The 18621-nt window shown below is 71.5% G+C and carries 17 protein-coding genes; 13 read left to right on the top strand and 4 right to left on the bottom strand.

Annotated features, from left to right (window positions below):
* Positions 1-7: 7 nt before the first annotated feature.
* The gene (locus ABT041_RS06730) at positions 8-2392 is read right to left on the bottom strand and encodes a cyanobactin maturation protease PatG family protein (RefSeq protein ID WP_351180100.1); all 2385 of its coding nucleotides are present in this window, start codon (positions 2390-2392) and stop codon (positions 8-10) included.
* Positions 2393-2948: 556 nt separating this feature from the next.
* Between ABT041_RS06730 and ABT041_RS06725 the strand changes: the two genes are divergently transcribed.
* Complete coding sequence (locus ABT041_RS06725; protein ID WP_351180097.1) at positions 2949-3410, top strand: AfsR/SARP family transcriptional regulator; 462 nt, start codon at positions 2949-2951, stop codon at positions 3408-3410.
* Positions 3411-3428: 18 nt separating this feature from the next.
* On the opposite strand, the gene cpt is transcribed toward ABT041_RS06725, so the two are convergent.
* The 3 genes from cpt to ABT041_RS06710 all read right to left on the bottom strand — a co-directional run bounded on the left by cpt (position 3429) and on the right by ABT041_RS06710 (position 6097).
* Positions 3429-3962 carry a chloramphenicol phosphotransferase CPT gene (gene cpt, locus ABT041_RS06720; protein WP_351180094.1) on the bottom strand — a complete coding sequence of 178 codons (534 nt, stop codon included), beginning with the start codon at positions 3960-3962 and terminating at the stop codon, positions 3429-3431.
* 53 nt (positions 3963-4015) lie between these two features.
* Positions 4016-5224: a Cmx/CmrA family chloramphenicol efflux MFS transporter gene (locus ABT041_RS06715; RefSeq protein ID WP_351181019.1), complete on the bottom strand. Its 1209-nt coding sequence runs from the start codon at positions 5222-5224 to the stop codon at positions 4016-4018.
* Positions 5225-5350: 126 nt separating this feature from the next.
* The gene (locus ABT041_RS06710; RefSeq protein ID WP_351180091.1) at positions 5351-6097 is read right to left on the bottom strand and encodes an HD domain-containing protein; all 747 of its coding nucleotides are present in this window, start codon (positions 6095-6097) and stop codon (positions 5351-5353) included.
* A gap of 145 nt (positions 6098-6242) precedes the next feature.
* Between ABT041_RS06710 and ABT041_RS06705 the strand changes: the two genes are divergently transcribed.
* The 12 genes from ABT041_RS06705 to ABT041_RS06650 all read left to right on the top strand — a co-directional run.
* The gene (locus ABT041_RS06705) at positions 6243-7679 is read left to right on the top strand and encodes an MFS transporter (protein WP_351180088.1); all 1437 of its coding nucleotides are present in this window, start codon (positions 6243-6245) and stop codon (positions 7677-7679) included.
* An 80-nt stretch (positions 7680-7759) separates the two neighbouring features.
* The gene (locus tag ABT041_RS06700; RefSeq protein WP_351180085.1) at positions 7760-8926 is read left to right on the top strand and encodes a trans-sulfuration enzyme family protein; all 1167 of its coding nucleotides are present in this window, start codon (positions 7760-7762) and stop codon (positions 8924-8926) included.
* Between the two features lie 105 nt (positions 8927-9031).
* The gene (locus tag ABT041_RS06695; RefSeq protein ID WP_351180082.1) at positions 9032-9571 is read left to right on the top strand and encodes a MaoC family dehydratase; all 540 of its coding nucleotides are present in this window, start codon (positions 9032-9034) and stop codon (positions 9569-9571) included.
* A 74-nt stretch (positions 9572-9645) separates the two neighbouring features.
* A complete protein-coding gene (locus ABT041_RS06690) occupies positions 9646-10488 on the top strand; it encodes a class I SAM-dependent methyltransferase (protein ID WP_351180079.1) in 843 nt (280 codons plus the stop codon).
* The gene (locus ABT041_RS06685) at positions 10485-11528 is read left to right on the top strand and encodes a class I SAM-dependent methyltransferase (RefSeq protein WP_351180076.1); all 1044 of its coding nucleotides are present in this window, start codon (positions 10485-10487) and stop codon (positions 11526-11528) included. Before ABT041_RS06690 ends, ABT041_RS06685 begins: the two co-directional genes overlap by 4 nt.
* A 24-nt stretch (positions 11529-11552) precedes the next feature.
* Positions 11553-12446 carry a diiron oxygenase gene (locus tag ABT041_RS06680; RefSeq protein WP_351180073.1) on the top strand — a complete coding sequence of 298 codons (894 nt, stop codon included), beginning with the start codon at positions 11553-11555 and terminating at the stop codon, positions 12444-12446.
* Between the two features lie 31 nt (positions 12447-12477).
* Complete coding sequence (locus tag ABT041_RS06675; protein WP_351180070.1) at positions 12478-13350, top strand: class-II aminoacyl-tRNA synthetase family protein; 873 nt, start codon at positions 12478-12480, stop codon at positions 13348-13350.
* A gap of 1 nt (position 13351) precedes the next feature.
* Positions 13352-13807: a holo-ACP synthase gene (gene acpS, locus ABT041_RS06670; RefSeq protein WP_351180067.1), complete on the top strand. Its 456-nt coding sequence runs from the start codon at positions 13352-13354 to the stop codon at positions 13805-13807.
* Between the two features lie 18 nt (positions 13808-13825).
* Entirely contained in the window at positions 13826-14077 is a 252-nt protein-coding gene (locus ABT041_RS06665; protein ID WP_351180064.1) for a phosphopantetheine-binding protein, read from the top strand.
* Positions 14074-15381 carry a methionine adenosyltransferase gene (gene metK, locus ABT041_RS06660; protein ID WP_351180061.1) on the top strand — a complete coding sequence of 436 codons (1308 nt, stop codon included), beginning with the start codon at positions 14074-14076 and terminating at the stop codon, positions 15379-15381. The genes ABT041_RS06665 and metK overlap by 4 nt, the downstream gene beginning before the upstream one ends.
* A gap of 5 nt (positions 15382-15386) precedes the next feature.
* Positions 15387-16370, top strand: coding sequence for a carbohydrate kinase family protein (locus ABT041_RS06655; RefSeq protein WP_351180058.1), 984 nt, complete (start codon positions 15387-15389; stop codon positions 16368-16370).
* A partial coding sequence (locus ABT041_RS06650; protein ID WP_351180055.1) for a homocysteine S-methyltransferase family protein occupies positions 16367-18621 on the top strand: 2255 nt, incomplete at its 3' end. The genes ABT041_RS06655 and ABT041_RS06650, both read left to right, overlap by 4 nt.

Below are 18621 nucleotides of genomic sequence, written 5' to 3'. Positions count from 1 at the left end.
GGCTGACTCAGTAGGAGCCGAGGAAGGTGTGGACCGGGGCGAGCGTGACCGGCAGCTCGTCGCTCACGTCGACGGTGAACTGGTACGAGAGCCGGGACCTGCGTTCGTCCTCGGGGTCGTAGAAGGTCACGGTCACGTCCTGGCAGTCCGAACCGAGCCTGCAGTAGGGGCTCTTGGTGACCGAGATCGTGTCGAGCGAGTAAAGGTTCTTGCTGGATCCCGGCACCTTGCTGGCGGAGAGCAGGCCCTCCGCGATCTGCTTGCTGAACGAGTAGGCGTTGGTGCCCATGAAGTTGAGCGCGCGGTCGGCGGAGGTCTGTCCGAGGTTCCGGAACTGGTAGTAGATCTTGTCGAGGAACGAGCGGATCGTCAGACGCAACTCGCCCTCGTTGCGGACCTTGACCTTCTGCTGGGCGGCTTCCTTCTCGATCTTCTCGACGACGGCGTTGATGAGCGCCTCCTCGTACCAGGTGTACAGACCGCGGCTCTTCACCTCGACGACCGGCACGATCTGGCCGGAGTACAGGCGGGTGGTGCGGTTCGTGAGGACGCCGGGGACGGAGACGCGGGAGATGAAGCCGTCTGCCAGCTTCGGCTGCTTCTCGACGTTGATGGCCTGGCCGGCGATGGCGTCGCGGAACACGCGGTAGACGGTCGACACCGGCGGACTGGTCAGCGCCGCGACCAGCTCGGAGAAGGGCTTGTTCTGCTCTGTGGTGAGCTGCGCGGCCGTCCTGCGCTCACGGTGGACCTCTTCGGGGAGGGCGAGCGGGACGCTCCAGTCCATGGCGACGGACGGCTCGGCCTCCAGCGCGTACACGGTGGCGCCGTCCATGACGAGGGTCCAGGTGAGCTTGGAGCAGGCCCACGGCGCGTCCATGAGGTAGGTGCGGAGCTGGTTCGGGTTGTACGGATCGGGCTCCTGCTCGACGTCCTCGCCGTCGACGGTGGCGGGTACGTACGGCATCTGCTGCCGGAAGCTGTCCCGGCGCGCCTCGGTCGCGTAGTCGAAGCCGATGGTGCCGATGGCGTAGATCAACTGTCGCGGGGACGCACCGCCGCTGCCGCCGCAGCTGCACGCCGCCGGGTCGCCGCCGCAGCCACAGGCGGGGCGCACTCCGGCGCTTGTGGTGGCGTGGGGGGCGTGAACTGGGGGCGCAGCGGGGGTCGGTGCGGCGGTTGCGGCCGGCGCGGCGGCTGCGGCGACGGCGGGGACCGGGGGCGCGAGGGCCGGGGCGGGTGCCTGGACCGGTGCCGCCGCGGGCGGCGCCGGCGGAACCGGGGGCGGGGGAGGCGCGCCACCGTCGGCAGCGACGCCCGCCGGTACGGGCGGGGCCGCCGGTACGGGAGGCGCGGGCTGAGCGGGTGCGACGGGCGTCCCGTACGGCGCGGGCTTCGCGGGTGTCCCGTACGGCGCGGGGGTCTCGTGCCCGGCCGGGGCGACGTTCGGCGCCGGGGCCTCGGACGGCGTGGGGGCGGCTGCGGGAGTGGTCACGGCTGTCTCCTCTTTCGTGGTGGCGAGGGCGAGAGCCCGGACGGCGTCCAGGCTGCCGCCGAGCCCGCGGCGGCAGGCCGGGGCGTCCGGGTCGGCGCAGTCGGCGGGTGCGGTGGCGGTCGAGAGCAGCGCCTGACCGGCGGCCCTCGGGTCGGCGGCCCCGCCGCCGGCCAGCTGGGCCGCGACGAGCAGGGCGGCCGTACCGGCCACGAGCGGGGTGGCGAAGCTGCTCCCCGTCAGGGAGGCGAGGCCGCCGCCGGGGGCGGCGCCCTCGATGTCCTGCCCGGGGGCGAGGATCCCGTGGGTCCGGTAGGCGCCGCCCCAGTTGCTGATGTCGAGTGGGGAGCCGTCGGCCGCGGCGGCGCCGACGGCCAGGACGGAGGGGACGGCGGCCGGGACCTGGAGGGTGTCGGCCCCGTCGTTCCCGGCGGCGGACACGACCAGCACGCCCTCGTCCTCGCAGAGCCGCAGGGCCCGTTCGAGGAGGGCGTCGGCCTGGCCGGTGTCGGTGCGTTCGCCGCCGCTGATGTTGATGACGTGCGCGCCTTCCTCGACGGCGCGCTCGATGGCACGGGCCAGGTCCATCTGGGGGACCCGGCCGTCTCCGCCGTCGCGGAAGACGGGGAGGATCAGGCCGCGGCAGCGCGGCGCGATCCCGGTCACGGGGGAGCCGGGCATCCCGAAGAGGAGGCTGGCCACGTGCGTGCCGTGCAGTGACATCGGTCCTGGGCCCGCGGGCTCCCCGACCAGCGTGACGAGGCGTGTGAGGTCCGCGCCGGCGAAGCAGGGGTGGGACAGGTCCACGGGGCCGTCGAGCAGTGCGACGCACACGCGGGGGTCGCCGTACGGCGCGTCCGGCCGTGGGCGGAGTTCTCCCAGGACTGCCCGAGGCTTCATCTCGGTCCTGCCTTCCGTGCCCGGGGGCACCGTGGGCGGAAAAGCATCTGCGTCCGACTGTGGAAGGCCGTTGTCGGCGGTTCGTCACCCGGAATGTGCAAGCGGCGTCCGCCGGGCGTTTCCGGTGCGTTGCCGGAGCGTTCGAGGGGGCGTTTGGCAGCCGGTCAGACCCGGTGGGACGGCGGGCCGGACCGCGTTCGGAAAAATTCGCCGGTCGGGTGGCGCGGCGTGGCGGACGCGTACGGCGGGGCCGCCGGCGTGCGGATGCGCGGATGCGTGATCCACCGGCCGGTTGCACAGTGAGGATGTGTCATCGAACGGCGTATACCTCGAACTGCTCGGGGCCTTCGAGCTCTCTTACGCCGGATGCCGCATCCCTCTCCCCTCGGGCGCACAGCGCCTGTTGGCGCTTCTCGCCGTGCATACGGCCGGCGTCTACCGGGGTGCGGCAGCCGAGCGGCTCTGGCCCGACTGCAGCCCGGCCCGGGCTTCGGCGAACCTCAGGACCGCCCTGTGTCACGGGCGGCGGGCGGGTCCGCTGGCGACGGTGGAGTGCGTGGACCGAAGGCTGCGGCTCGCACCGGTGGTGGACGTGGATCTGCACCGCGCCCGCTGCCGGGCCCAGGACGCGATAGGCGACCGCCGGCCGCCCGGGGATCCCGAAGAGCTCGCGGCCGCGTTCGGGGAGGAGCTGTTGCCGCAATGGCCGGACGAGTGGCTCGTCCTGGAGCGGGAGCGCTGGGACCAGCTGCGGCTGCACGCCCTGGAGGGGCTGGCGCGGCGGCTGCGGCGGGACGGCGAGTACCTGGCGGCGCTGCAGACGGCGCTGACGGCCACCCAGATCGACCCGATCAGGGAGACGGCACACCGCATCCTCATCGAGATCCACATCGCGGAGGGCAACACGGCCTGCGCGGTGAAGCGCTACAAGGACTACCAGCGGTTACTTCGGCAGGAGTTGGAGGTGGAGCCGTCCCCGCTGATGACGAGACTGGTTCAGGACCTCACCTCCGCGTGAGCGCCGGCCGCGCCCGCGTCAGCCCAGCTTGGCCGCGATGGCGCGGGCGCACTCCAGGGACTCGGTGTGCGTCGTGTCGACCTCCAGGTCGTACGCGACGCCCTCGTGCACGATCCGCGCCTGCTGTGCGGCCATCCCCGTGGGCCGGTCGCCGCGGGCGATCTCCCGCCCCTCGGCGACCGCGCTCTCGCACCGGACGCCGACCCAGAGCACGGGCAGGTCGCCGAGGGCCTGGCGCCAGCGCTCCTGGGACGCGGCCCCGCCGAGGAAGACGTCGTCCACGACGATGCGGGCGCCGGACCGGGCCATGGCCACGAGCCCCCCGGCCCAGGCGGCTTCGAGCTTCCGGAATCCGGCTCCGACGCCGACTCCGCCGTCCGCGTCGAACACGATCCCGTCGTCGGAGTCCTGCATCTTCGCGGGCAGGGCGTCGACGAACGAGTCGACCCCGAACGCCAGCCAGGGCTCCGGCAGGACGGCCTGCAGGCACCGTACGATCCCGGACTTCCCCGAGCTGGACCCGCCGTTGAGAATGATCATTCGCGCCGTCATCGCGCCACCCTAGGCGCCGCGGAGTCCGGCCCGCACCCGGTTTCCGTCGCTCCTCAGCAGGGCGCTTCGGCCGGCTGTTCCTTCGGCTGCGGGGTGCCCGAAGTGACCACGCGCGAAGTGGACTTGTGGAGCTTGAGGGCCAGGGCCGCCGTCGTCAGGCCCAGGGCCGTCATCGCGGCGCCCGCCCAGGCGGTGGAGGCGTAGCCGAGGCCGGCGTCGATGACGGTGCCGCCGAGCCAGGGGCCGCCGGTGTTGCCGAGGTTGAAGGCGGCGGTGGTGGTGGCGCCCGCGAGGGTGGGGGCGGCGCCGGCGACGTTGAACATGCGGGCGTTGAGGGCGGGGGCGGTGTAGAAGGCCGAGACGCCGAGGAGGAAGGTCAGGACGACCGTCGCGGCGGGGTTGGGGGCCAGGACGGCGAGGGCGATCAGGAAGACGGTCGACGCCGCGATGCCGCTGAGCAGCACCCCGAACAGGTGCGCGTCCGCGACACGCCCGCCGATGGTCGTACCGACCAGCGCGCCGATGCCGAAGAGCCCGAGGACCGCGGAGACCCAGCTCTCGTCGAGGCCGGAGACATCGGTGAGGAGCGGGGCGAGGTAGGAGAAGGCGCAGAAGACGCCGCCCGCCGCGAGCGCGGTGATCGTGACGGAGAGGAGGACCTGCCGGTCGCGGTAGATGGCGAGTTCCCGCTTGAGGCGGGGCTTGGTCTCGGGGAGCGGGATGTGCGGGATGCGGGTGACCACGCCGGCCAGCGCGATCGCGGAGGCCGCGCCGACCGCCCAGAACGCCGAGCGCCAGCCGAGGTGCTCGCCGAGGAACGCGCCGGCCGGGACGCCGAGGACGTTGGCGATGGAGAGTCCGCCGATCATGACGGCCATCGCCTTGGCGCGGGAGCCGACGGGGACCATCGCGATGGCGACGGCCGCGCCGACCGCCCAGAACCCGGCGCAGGCGAGCGCGCTCACCACCCGCGAGGCGAAGAGGACGGCGTAGTTCGGCGCCAGCGCACCCGCGATCTGCCCGAGCCCGAAGACCGTGATGAGGGCGACCAGGGTGGTCTTGCGGGGCAGCCGCAGCGTCGCCACCGCGAGCAGCGGCGCGCCGACGACCATCCCGATGGCGAACGCGGAGATGAGCAGTCCGGCGCGGGGGATGGAGACGCCCATGTCCTCCGCGATGGGCGGCAGCAGTCCGGACAGCATGAACTCGCTCGTGCCGAGCGCGAAGACCGACAGGCCGAGGATGTAGACGGCCAGTGGCATACGGGTGGGGGGTGTCGGGTCGGTCGTGGGCGCGGTGTGCTCGGCTGAGGAAGACGGCATGACATGCGTCAACCTATGGTTTGTGCCTGTCATTCCGTGAGCGGTGGATTTCTCGGGATGTGAGACTCACGGGCCGGCCGTCAGCTCCGCCAGTTCCCGTTCCAGGTTCTCGCGGGCCCGTGCCTCCCAGGCCGCCGCCCCGTAGGGCGTGCGGAAGAGGCGGGGAAGGTTAAGGAGCTGGCGCAGGACGGTGGCGCGGCCCTGGCGGAAGGCCGGTTCCGGGACGAAGGCGTACTCCTCGCGGACGGCGGCCGCATACCCCCCGTACGTATCCGGGGCGGTGGCCAGGATCGCCAGGTCGGCGTCGCAGAGGGTTTCGCCGTTGAGGTCGCCCGCGGCCGGGTCGTGCGTGGTGGTGAGGCGGACCAGGCGGGCCACCTCGGCCACCTCGTGCGCGGTGAGGCCCGCCTCGGTGAGGGCCTTTTCGGCCAGGGCCGCGGAGCGTTCCTCGTTCTCGGAGCGGTCCGGGCGGTAGACGGCGTCGTGGAACCAGGCCGCGAGCCGTACGAGCTCCAGCTCGCCGCCCTCCCCGCCCTGGTCGGCGAGCTCGTCGATGCGGTCCAGGACCGCCTGCAGGTGGTCGACCGTGTGGTAGCGGCGCTGCGGTTCGGCCCAGCGGGCCAGCAGGTTCCGGCCGTACGGGGCGGGGTCGGGGCCCTCCCGGCCGGCGCGGGCGGCGAGCAGGGTGGCGTTCCAGCGGCGGAGCAGGTCCCGGGCCCGTTCCTCGTCGAAGGCCGGCCCGCGGGCGGGTCCTTCCTGGGGCTGGTCTTCGTCGGCGGTCGGCCCCTGCTGCGGCTCTTCCTCGGCGGTCATGGGGGCATTCTGCCCGGCCGGGGGTGCGGAGGGAGTGCTTCCCACGCGCCCTCATCTCACCCTTACATACCCCCCATGGGTATGCTACGGTGCTCCGCACGAGTACCCCCTAGGGGTATGCAGCAGCGAGTGAAGGGTCAGGGCAATGTCAACCGTCAACCCCCGGCGCTGGTGGGCACTTGTCGTGCTCGCCGCCGCACAGTTCATGGTCATCATGGACACCTCGATCATCGGAGTCGCGCTCCCCGAGATGCAGAAGGACCTGGGCTTCTCGCAGAGCGAGCTCCAGTGGATCTTCAACGCCTACGTGATCGTCTTCGGCGGTCTGCTGCTCCTCGGCGGACGCCTCTCCGACCTCGTCGGAGCCCGCAGGATCTTCGTCTCCGGCTGGGCCGTCATGATCGCCGGTTCGGTCGTGGCCGCCGCCGCGCAGACCGCCTGGGTCGAGATCGTCGGCCGCGCCGTCCAGGGCGTCGGCGGTGCGCTCATCGCGCCCTCCGCCATGACCCTGCTCATGATGCTCTTCATGCACGACCCGAAGGAGCTCGGCAAGGCGATGGCGCTCTACGGCGCCGCGGCCCCCGCCGGCGGCACCGCGGGCGTCTTCCTCGGTGGTGTCTTCACCGAGTGGGTGAGCTGGCAGTGGGTCTTCATCATCTACATCCCGATCGGCCTCGCGACCCTCGCCGCGACCAAGCTCCTCCCGGACGTCGAGTCCCGCCGCGGCTCCGTCGACATCCTCGGCGCCGTCGCCGTCACCGCCGGTCTCGCGCTCGCCGTCTTCGCCGTCGTCCGTGCCCCCGAGGTCGGCTGGGGCGCCACCGCCACCATCCTGGAGCTCGCCGGCGCCGCCGTCCTCCTGATCCTCTTCTTCGTCATCCAGAAGAGCATCCGCGAGCCGCTCATGCCGCTCTCCGTCTGGCGGGTCCCGCGCCTCGGCTCGGCCAACCTGGCGATGACGCTGCTCGGCGCCGCGTGGATCCCGATGTGGTACTTCCTCAACCTGTACCTCCAGCAGGTCCTGGGCTACGGCGCCTTCGAGTCCGGTGCCGCGCTGCTCCCGATGACCGTGCTCCTCATGATCTTCATGACGGCCATCACGGCCCGGCTCATGATGAAGGTCGGCGCCAAGCCGCTCATCGCCGGCGGTCTGCTGGTCCTCGCGGCCGGCCTGGTCTGGCTCTCCGCCGTCGAGCCCACCGGCACCTTCCTGGTCGACGTCCTGCCGGCCTCGCTGGTCGCCGCGCTCGGCATGTCCCTCGCCTACATCCCGACGATGATGAGCGCGATGGCCAACGCCCCGCAGGAGCAGGCCGGTCTCGCCTCCGGCATCGTCAACACCACCTACAACGTCGGCTCCGCGCTCGGCCTCGCCGCGCTCACCGCCGTCGCCATGTCCCAGGGCGCCGACCAGCTCGGCAACCTCCCGAAGCTGACCGAAGGCTTCTCGTCCGCCTTCATCGGCGCCGCGATCGTCGCCGCCGTCGGCGGTGTCGTCACCCTCCTCGTCATGAAGGGCGACAAGGCGGTCGAGGCCGAGGCCGCCGCCCCCGCCCCGCAGGGCGAGAAGGTCGCCGCCTGAACCGACAGCCGGAGGGGCCGCCCGATGTCCGTACCACCGGACGTCGGGCGGCCCCTTTTCCGTCCTCAGAAGGGAATCCCGTGGAACTCAACACCCGCGCCGTGCACCTCTTCAACGAGCCCTTCCCGTCCGGGAGCTGGCCGCTCTCCGTGCCCCTCGTGCAGTCCTCCGCCTTCGCCTTCGACTCCGCCGCCGAGCTCGCCGACGCCATGGCCGACCCCGACGGCCGGTACGTCTACAGCCGCCGCGGCAACCCGACCGTCCGCGCCCTGGAGCAGACCCTCGCCGGCCTGGAGGGCGGCGCGGCCGCCATCGCCTTCGCCTCCGGCATGGGCGCCATCAGCGGCGTCCTCCTCGCCCTCCTCAAGCCCGGCGACCGGGTCGTCGCCCAGCGCTGCCTGTACGGCGGGACGCACGCCGTCCTGTCCGACCTGGCCGAGCGGTACGGGATCGAGGTCGTACGGATATCCGGCGACGACCCGGCCGAGTTCGAGGCCGCCGCCGTGCACCCCGCCACCCGGCTCCTCGTCCTGGAGACGATCGCCAACCCCACCGGCCAGGTCCCGGACCTCCCCGGCCTGCTCGCCGCCGCCCGCGCCCTCGGTGTGACGAGCGTCGTCGACAACTCGCTCGCCTCGCCCGTCCTGTGCCGCCCCCTGGAGCTCGGCGCCGACATCGTCGTGCACTCCACCACCAAGTACCTCTCCGGCCACTCCGACGTCCTCGGCGGCGCCGCCGTCTTCGCGGACGACGGGCTGCGCCGCCGGGTGTGGCCCCGCACGGTCGAACTCGGGGCCTGCGCAGACCCGTTCGCCGCCTGGCTCACCCTGCGCGGGATCCCCACGCTGCCCCTGCGGATGCGCGAGCACTGCGCCAACGCCGCCGCCCTCGCCGAGCTGCTCACGGCCCGCGCCGGCGTCACGGCCGTCCACTACCCCTGGCGCCCGGACCACCCCTCGTACGCCACCGCCCGGAAGGTCCTCGCCGGCGGTGGCGGGCTGCTCTCCTTCGAGCTCGCCGGGGGACGGGACGCGGGCCGGGCCTTCATCGAACGCGTACGGCTCGCGAAGCTCGCGCTCTCCCTCGGCGGCGTGGAGACGCTGGTCGCGCATCCGGCGTCCACGTCCCACCGCGAGCTGGACGCGGAAGCCCTGGCAGCGGCGGGGATAGCTCCCGGCCTCGTCCGGATGTCGGTCGGCATAGAGGACGTGGAGGACCTCTGGTCCGACATGGAGCAAGCGATGTGATGAAGGGCCCTCCCGGCCCTTCTTTTGGGTTGACAAAATAAATGGTCGATTCGTAGATTGGGTGATGCCAGGAAACGTTGACTCCTAGGTCAAGGGGGGCGCGCGATGCGCTACTTCGAGGACTTCCGGCCCGGCGACATCCACGAGCTGGGCACCGTCACCGTCACGGCGGAGGAGGTGCTGGAGTTCGGCAGGCGCTTCGATCCGCAGCCCTTCCACACGGACCCCGAGCTCGCGCAGGACTCGATGTTCGGCGGTCTGATCGCCAGCGGGTTCCACACCCAGTCGATGTTCATGCGGCGCTACGTCGACGGACTGCTCGCCTACAGCGCCTGTATGGGCTCGCCCGGCATCGACGAGGTCCGCTACCTGCGGCCCGTCCGCCCGGGCGACGTCCTCACCGCCCGCGTCGAGATCCTCGGCTCCACCCCGTCGCCGTTCAACTCCGCCACCGGCACCGTCAAGCCGCGGTGCACGCTCGTGGCCCCCGACGGGACGGCCGTGTTCAGCATGATCCTGCACAGCATCTTCCGCCGGCGCCCCGCCGACACCGAGGCCGGCCATCTGTCGTCGATGCCCGCGGCCGAGGACCCCGTCGCCTGTGTGCGACCGGCCAAGACCTGTGTCCCGGCCATGAGCGCCTGACGAACCGTTCCTTCGTCGGGCCCCTGAACACGGCCGTCCGTAATTCCCGAAACCGACCGAAGGGGGGACCTCCTGTGGAGGCCGTATCCCGCACCGCCCAGTGGACCGCCGCCGCGCGCGCCCTGGAGACCGAGCGCGAGGACCGGCTGTTCGCCGATCCCTACGCGCGCACCGTCGCCGACGAGATCGGCTTCGAACTGCTCGCGCGCTACGACGGGGGCGGCATCGTGCCGTTCCTCGCCATCCGCACCACCTACCTCGACCGGGCCATCGTGAAGGCGGTGGAGGAGCGCGGCATCCGGCAGGTCGTCTTCCTCGCCGCCGGCATGGACACCCGCTTCTTCCGGCTGCCCTGGCCCGACGGCGTCACCGTCTACGAGCTCGACCGCCCGGCCCTCCTGGAGGCCAAGGCCGAGATGCTCAAGGACGAGCCGCAGCCCGCCGGCCGCACCCGGATACCGATCCCGGTCGACCTCACCGAGGACTGGACCGGCGCCCTGAAGGAGGCCGGCTGGAAGAGCGAGGAGCCGGTCCTGTGGATCGTCGAGGGCCTGCTGTTCTTCCTGCCCGAGCAGGCCGTGCGGACCCTCATCTCCACGCTCTCCGCGCACGCCGCGCCCGGCTCCGTGCTGCTCGGCGACGTCATCTCCAGGGCCGCCCTGGAGAACCCGCTGGCCCGCACCTTCATGAGCGCGCTCAAGGAGGACGGCAACCCGTGGCTCTTCGGCACCGAGGAGCCCGAGGCGCTGCTCGCCGACTGCGGCTGGGCCGTACGCGAGGTCAAGCAGCCCGGTGAGGAGGGCGCCCACTTCGACCGCTGGCCCTACCCGGTCCCGCCGCGCTTCGTCCCGCGCGTCCCCCGCTCCTTCCTGTTCACGTGTGACCTGCCGACGTCCGAGGAGGAGAAGGCCGCATGAGCGCCCACGACTTCCACCAGAGGGTCATCACCGACGCCGGCGCGGCCGTCCGCGGCCTGACCGTCGCCCTCGGCGAGCGCCTCGGCCTCTACAAGGCCCTCGCCGAGCACGGCCCGCTCACCTCCGAGCAGCTGGCCGAGAAGACCGGCACGAACACGCGCTACATCGAGGAGTGGCTGCACGCCCAGCTCTCCGCCGGGTACGTCGAGCGGCACCCCAGCTCCCTCACGTACACCCTCCCCGCCGACCACGTCGAGGTCCTCGCCGACCCGAAGGCCGTCACCTACGCCGCCGGGTTCTTCACCGCCCTCAAGGCGCTGTACGCCACCGAGGACCTGCTCGTCGAGGCGTACCGCACCGGCGACGGCGTCGGCTGGGCCGAGCACGACGCGGCACTCGACACCGGCATGGGCTCCTTCTTCCAGCCCACCTACGAGCACAAGCTCGTCCCGGACTGGCTGCCCGCCCTCCACCAGGTCACCGACAAGCTGAGCGACGGCGGCACCGTCGCCGACGTCGGCTGCGGCGTCGGCCACACCACCCTCCTCATCGCGAAGGCCTTCCCGAACGCCACCGTCCACGGCTTCGACTACTCCGAGGAGGCCATCTCCATCGCGCGGGAGCTCGCCGAGGAGGCCGGACTCTCCGACCGCGTCGTCTTCGAGGTCGCCTCCGCCGACGACTACCCCGGCTCCGGCTACGACCTGGTGTGCTTCTTCAACGCCCTGCACGACATGGGCGACCCCGTCGCCGCCGCCCAGCACGTCCACAAGTCGCTCGACGCGGACGGCACCTGGATGCTCGTCGAGTCCAACGTCTCCCCGCAGGACATCGACACCCAGACCCCCGCCGCCCGCATGTTCATGGCCCTGTCCGCCGTGATGTGCCTGCCCGTCGCGGTCGCGCAGCGCGGCCCGCACGCCCTCGGCAACCACTCCGGCGAGAAGGCCTTCCGCGCCATCGCCGAGGAGGCCGGCTTCACCCGCTGGCGGCGCGCCACCGAGACCCCGGTCAACGCGGTCTACGAAGTCCGCCCGTAACCCCACGTCGCGAGGAGCGAGATCATGGGCGTAGCCGCCCCCCTGCCCGTCACCGACCGGTTCATGGAAGTCCTCAGCCGCCTCAGCGAGCGCTCGGTCGAGGACTACTACAACCCGTACCAGACCTTCCAGTGGCCCGAGACGCTGGAGGAGAACCGCTTCTGGATGACGCCGGAGCTGCTCACCGTCTACGGCACCGAGCACTACGACACCCTCGGTGAGGAAACGCTTCAGCGCCTGTCGAAGTGGGAGTCCGTCAACTTCTACAGCCTCAATGTGCACGGCATCCGCGAACTCCTCATCGAGGTCGTCGGCCGCATCCACATGCCCGGCTTCGAGGTCCCCTCGGACTTCTTCCACCACTTCATCGGCGAGGAGAACGAACACATGTGGTTCTTCTCCGAGTTCTGCCGGCGCTACGGCCACAAGATCTACGGCTCCACCGCCATGCGCGCCGACGCCGCCTGGGAGCCCGAGGTCGAGAACTTCCTCGTCTTCACCCGCATCCTCTTCTTCGAGGAGCTCGTCGACCACTACAACTCCCGGATGGCGAAGGACGACTCCCTCTGCCACACCATCCGCGAGGTCAACCGCATCCACCACCAGGACGAGTCCCGCCACATCGCCTTCGGGCGCGAGCTGGTCTCCCTGCTGTACCAGCGGATGTGCCAGGCCGTGAGCGCCGAGCGGGTCCGCGAGGTCGAGGCGTACCTCAAGCGGTACGTCGTCTACAGCATCAACTCGCTCTACAACCCCCACGTGTACAAGGACGCCGGCATCGCCGACCCGCTCGGCCTGCGCAACGCGCTCATCGCCGACGAGTCGCGCCGCGCCCACGAGCGCAAGGCGATCCGCAAGCCGCTCTCCTTCTTCCTGAAGACCGGCATCTTCACCGACGACACCCTGCCCGTCCTCTGAGCGACACCCTCACCCGAGAGGTGCACCGACCATGACCTTGACGACCCCCGAGAAAGGCGTCGGGTCCGCCACGGGCCTGCCCTCGCTCGGCCCGGAGGGGACCCGCCTGCTGCGGCTCCTCGACGACACCTTCGAGGGCTGGGGGGTGGCCGCGGGCGCCCGCCCCATGACCATGCCCCCGCTCCTCCCGGCCGCCGACCTGGCCAAGCTCGACTACTACGACAACTTCCCCCACCAGGCCGTCGTCGCCGCCCCGCTCGACCTGGAGCGCCGCGCGACCACGCCCTTCGACGCCACCGCCGGCCGCTTTCCGAGCGACGCACTCGAACCCGCCGCGCTCGGACTGCCCTCGGCCTCCTGCTACGCCGTCTACCTGACCCACCAGGGCACCCAGGTCGCCGACGACACCCTCGTCACGATCTGCTCCTGGTGCTTCCGCAAGGAGACGCACTACGAGGGCATGCGACGCCAACTCGGCTTCCGCATGCGGGAGATCGTCGCCATCGGCGCCCGTGAGCACGCCGAGAACCACCTCGCCGAGTTCACCACCCGCATCCAGTCCTTCGCGAAGGCGCTCGACCTGCCGCTGCGCCGGGAGGCCGCCTGCGACCCCTTCTTCGACAAGGGCAGCTCCAAGGCGGTCCTCCAGCGGCTCACCCCGGTGAAGTACGAGTTCCTGTACGAGGACCTGGCGATCGCCTCGGTCAACACGCACCGGAACTTCTTCGGCGAGCGCTGCGACATCACCCTGGCCTCGACCGGCGGACCGGCCTTCACCAGCTGCGTCGCCTTCGGCCTTGAGCGCTGGCTGTCCGCGCTGACCCGGCGCCACGGCAGCTGGGAAGCCGCCGAGCGGGCCGTCCTCGACGCCGGTGCGAGTGGCGCGGACGGGCCGGTGATCTGACGTGCCGGCCCGTCCCGCCGCCCCGCCGGCGGGCGGCCTGGGGTGGGCGAACCTCGGCATGGACATCGTGTCCGTCAACCGTGTCCGCAGGCTCCTCGCCCAGTACGGGGAGCGGTTCTTCGAGCGGATGCTCACTCCCGGCGAGCTCGCCGACTGCCGCACCTCCTCCGGGCTCGACGTCCTGAGCCTGTGCGGGCGGATCGCGGCGAAGGAAGCGGCGTTCAAGACCTTACGGGTCCGAGGCAGGTTCCTGCCGTGGCCGGACATCGTCGTGCGGCGCTCCGAGGGCGGCTGGCCGCTCGTGGAGCTGCACGGGCCCGCGGCCGAGATGGCCGCCGAGTCCGGGATCACCGAGATCACCGTGTCCATCAGCCACGACGTGGACTACGCGGTGGCCGTGGCCGCCCCGATCATCGCCCCCACCCCTTCCGTATCCAGCACCTCAATCGAGCAGTAGCTAACAAGGAGAGCAACCATGGCCGACGGCCTGCAGACGGTGAAGAACTGGATCCTCGAGCGTCACCCCGAGCGCGACGACATCGCCACCGACCTCGACCTGATCGAGAACCGGCTCATCGACTCGCTGTCCTTCGTCGAGTTCGTCTTCCTCCTGGAGCAGGAGAGCGGCACCGCCATCCAGATGGAGACCCTGGAGGTCGACTCCATCCGCACCCTCGCCGCCATCCAGCAGCACTTCTTCAAGACCCCGGCGGAGGTCCAGGCATGAGCCGCCGCCTCTTCACCTCGGAGTCCGTGACCGAGGGCCACCCCGACAAGATCGCCGACCGGATCAGCGACACCGTCCTCGACGCGCTGCTCGCCGAGGACCCCCACTCCCGGGTCGCCGTGGAGACCCTGATCACCACCGGTCAGGTCCACATCGCCGGTGAGGTCACCACCTCCGCGTACGCGCCGATAGCCCAGCTCGTGCGCGACGCCGTCCTCGACATCGGCTACGACTCCTCCGCGAAGGGCTTCGACGGCGCCTCCTGCGGCGTGTCGGTGTCCATCGGCGCGCAGTCCCCGGACATCGCGCAGGGCGTCGACACCGCCCACGAGGCCCGGGTGGAAGGCGCGGACGACGAGCTCGCGTCCCAGGGCGCCGGCGACCAGGGCCTGATGTTCGGCTACGCCTGCGACGACACGGCCGAGCTGATGCCGCTGCCGATCGCGCTCGCCCACCGCCTGTCGCGGCGGCTCACCGAGGTCCGCAAGGACGGCACCGTGCCGTACCTGCGCCCGGACGGCAAGACGCAGGTCACCATCGAGTACGACGGGGACCGCCCGGTCCGCCTCGACACGGTCGTCGTCTCCTCGCAGCACGCGGCCGACATCTCCGTCGACGGCCTGCTCACCCCGGACGTCCGCGAGTACGTCGTCGAGCACGTCCTCAAGCAGCTCGTCGAGGAGGGCGTCAGCCTGGAGTCCGACGGCTACCGGCTCCTGGTCAACCCGACCGGGCGCTTCGAGGTCGGCGGCCCGATGGGCGACGCCGGACTCACCGGCCGGAAGATCATCATCGACACGTACGGCGGGATGGCCCGACACGGCGGCGGCGCCTTCTCCGGCAAGGACCCGTCGAAGGTGGACCGCTCGGCCGCGTACGCCATGCGCTGGGTCGCGAAGAACGTCGTCGCGGCCGGCCTGGCGAAGCGCTGCGAGGTGCAGGTCGCGTACGCCATCGGCAAGGCCGAGCCCGTCGGCCTCTTCGTGGAGACCTTCGGCACCGGGACCCTCCCGGACGAGCGGATCCAGGAGGCCGTCAGCGAGGTCTTCGACCTGCGCCCGGCGGCGATCATCCGCGACCTGGACCTCAAGCGGCCGATCTACGCGGCGACCGCGGCGTACGGCCACTTCGGCCGCGAGCTCCCCGAGTTCACCTGGGAGCGCACGGACCGCGTGGAGGCCCTGAAGACGGCAGCGCACGCGCCGCAGGAGCGCGGCGGCGTCGAAAGGGAGAGCGACCGAGCACGGTCGACCGTCGACGCCGACTCGAGCGCTCCGGAGGCGCGAAAAAGGGAAGGGGTCTGAGGGAGATGCGTATCGCTGTCACGGGATCCATCGCGACCGACCATCTGATGACCTTCCCCGGCTGGTTCAGCGAGCAGCTGCTCGCCGACCGGCTCGACCGGGTCTCCCTGTCGTTCCTCGCCGACAACCTGGAGGTCAGGCGCGGCGGAGTGGCAGCGAACATCGCCTTCGGACTCGGTGTCCTCGGCCTGAGGCCGGCCCTCGTGGGTGCGGTCGGCGCCGACTTCGAGCCGTACCGGGTCTGGCTGAAGGACCACGGTGTGGACACCGACTCGGTGCGCGTCAGCGAGTCGCTCCACACCGCCCGCTTCGTCTGTACCACCGACCGGGCCCAGAACCAGATCGCCACCTTCTACGCCGGGGCGATGGCCGAGGCGCGGGAGATCGACCTCCGCGAGGTCGTCGCCCGCACCGGCCGACTGGAACTGGTCCTGGTCTCCCCGGACGACCCCGAGGCCATGCTCCGGCACACCCGCACCTGCCGTGACCTGGGGATCCCCTTCGCCGCCGATCCGTCGCAGCAGCTGGCGCGGCTCGACGGGGAGCAGGTGCGGGAGCTGGTGGACGGGGCCCGGTTCCTGTTCACCAACGAGTACGAGACGGCCCTCCTCCTGGAGAAGTCCGGCTGGACCGAGGCGGAGGTCCTGCGCCGCGTCGACACCTGGGTCACCACCCACGGCGAGGCCGGCGTCCGGATCCGCGGCGAGGGCCGGGACCCGCTGGCCGTGCCGGCCGTCGAGGTCCCCGCCGTCGTCGACCCGACCGGCGTCGGCGACGCCTTCCGGTCCGGCTTCCTCGCCGGCTGGCTGTGGGGCGTGCCGGAGCGGTGTGCGGCGCAGCTGGGCTGCGCCGTCGCGGCGACCGTCCTCGACTACGTGGGGACGCAGGAGTACCGGCTGCACCGGGAGTCCCTCCTGGACCGCATCAGGACGACGTACGGGGTGGGCTGCACGGCCACCCTGGTCACCCATCTGAGGGGGCTGTCATGAGCGAAGCCCGGCGGTCGCTCAGGGAGGAGTTCGCGACGCGGGTCGTCGTCGCCGACGGGGCGATGGGCACCATGCTCCAGGCCGCCGACCCGACGATGGACGACTTCCGGAACCTGGAGGGCTGCAACGAGATCCTCAACCTCACGCGCCCCGACATCGTCGCCTCCGTCCACGACGCGTATTTCTCGGTCGGTGTGGACTGCGTCGAGACCAACACCTTCGGGGCGAACCTGGCCGCGCTCGCCGAGTACGGCATCGAGGACCGGGTGTACGAGCTGTCCGAGGCCGGCGCCCGGATCGCCCGCGCCTCCGCCGACGCCCACACGGCCGCCGACGGCCGCCCCCGCTGGGTCCTCGGCTCCATGGGGCCCGGTACGAAGCTGCCGACCCTGGGCCACGTCACGTACGAGCCCCTCCGCGAGGCCTTCCAGCAGAACGCCGAGGGCCTGATCCGGGGCGGCGCGGACGCCCTGCTCATCGAGACCTCGCAGGACCTGCTCCAGACGAAGGCGGCCGTCATCGGCGCCCGCCGGGCCCTGGACTGGGTCGGTGTGGACCTGCCGGTGATCGTGCAGGTCACGGTGGAGACGACCGGCACGATGCTGCTCGGCTCGGAGATCGGGGCCGCGCTCACGGCCCTGGAGCCCCTCGGCATCGACATGATCGGCCTGAACTGCGCGACGGGCCCGGTGGAGATGGCCGAGCACCTCCGTCATCTGTCGCGGCACGCCCGCATCCCGATCTCGGTCATGCCGAACGCGGGCCTGCCGGTGCTGACCGCGGAAGGTGCCCACTACCCGCTGTCGCCGGCCGAACTGGCCGACGCACAGGAGCAGTTCGTACGGGAGTACGGCCCCGCCCTGGTCGGCGGCTGCTGCGGCACGACCCCCGAGCACCTGCGGGAGATCGTGGAGCGGGTGCGGGGCGCGGCCGTCCTCGACCGGAACCCGGTCGCCGAGCCCGGCGCGTCGTCCCTGTACAGCCATGTGCCGTTCCGGCAGGACACCTCGTACCTGGCGATCGGCGAGCGGACCAACGCCAACGGCTCGAAGAAGTTCCGCGAGGCCATGATCGAAGGCCGCTGGGACGACTGCGTGGAGATGGCCCGCGACCAGATCCGCGAGGGCGCCCACATGCTCGACCTCTGCGTCGACTACGTGGGCCGGGACGGCGCCGCGGACATGGCGGAGCTGGCGGGCCGCTTCGCGACCGCCTCCACCCTCCCCATCGTCCTCGACTCGACCGAGGTGGGGGTGCTGCGGGCCGGCCTGGAGGAGCTGGGCGGCCGGGCCGTCGTCAACTCGGTGAACTACGAGGACGGCGACGGACCCGAGTCGCGGTTCGCGCAGGTCACAGCCCTCGCCAAGGAGCACGGCGCGGCGCTGATGGCGCTGACGATCGACGAGGAGGGCCAGGCGAGGACGGTCGAGGCGAAGGTCGCGATCGCCGAGCGGCTCATCGCCGACCTCACGGAGAGGTGGGGGATCAGGGAGTCGGACATCCTGATCGACACCCTCACCTTCACCATCTGCACGGGCCAGGAGGAGTCGCGGGGCGACGGCATCGCCACGATCGAGGCGATCCGCGAGCTCAAGCGCCGCCACCCGGACGTCCAGACGACCCTGGGCCTGTCGAACATCTCGTTCGGTCTGAACCCGGCGGCCCGGATCGTGCTGAACTCGGTCTTCCTCGACGAGTGCGTGAAGGCCGGTCTCGACTCGGCGATCGTGCACGCGTCGAAGATCCTCCCGATCGCCCGCCTGGAGCCGGAGCAGGTCGAGGTCGCGCTCGACCTGATCTACGACCGGCGGCGGGAGGGCTACGACCCGCTGCAGCGGCTCCTGGAGCTGTTCGAGGGCGCGACGGCGAAGTCCCTCAAGGCCGGGAAGGCGGAGGAGCTCCTCGCGCTGCCGCTCGACGAGCGCCTCAAGCGGCGGATCGTCGACGGCGAGAAGAACGGCCTGGAGGCCGACCTCGACGAGGCGCTGGCCGAGCGGCCGGCGCTGGAGATCGTCAACGACGTGCTCCTCGACGGCATGAAGACCGTCGGCGAGCTGTTCGGCTCCGGCCAGATGCAGCTGCCGTTCGTGCTGCAGTCCGCCGAGGTCATGAAGACGGCGGTCGCCTACCTGGAACCGCACATGGAGAGGTCGGATGCCGAGGGCAAGGGCACCATCGTCCTCGCCACCGTCCGCGGCGACGTCCACGACATCGGCAAGAACCTCGTCGACATCATCCTCTCCAACAACGG

The sequence above is a fragment of the Streptomyces sp. NPDC002825 genome (assembly GCF_040295385.1).
Taxonomy (GTDB): Bacteria; Actinomycetota; Actinomycetes; order Streptomycetales; family Streptomycetaceae; genus Streptomyces.
This window is presented reverse-complemented; position numbering and strand designations above follow the sequence as displayed.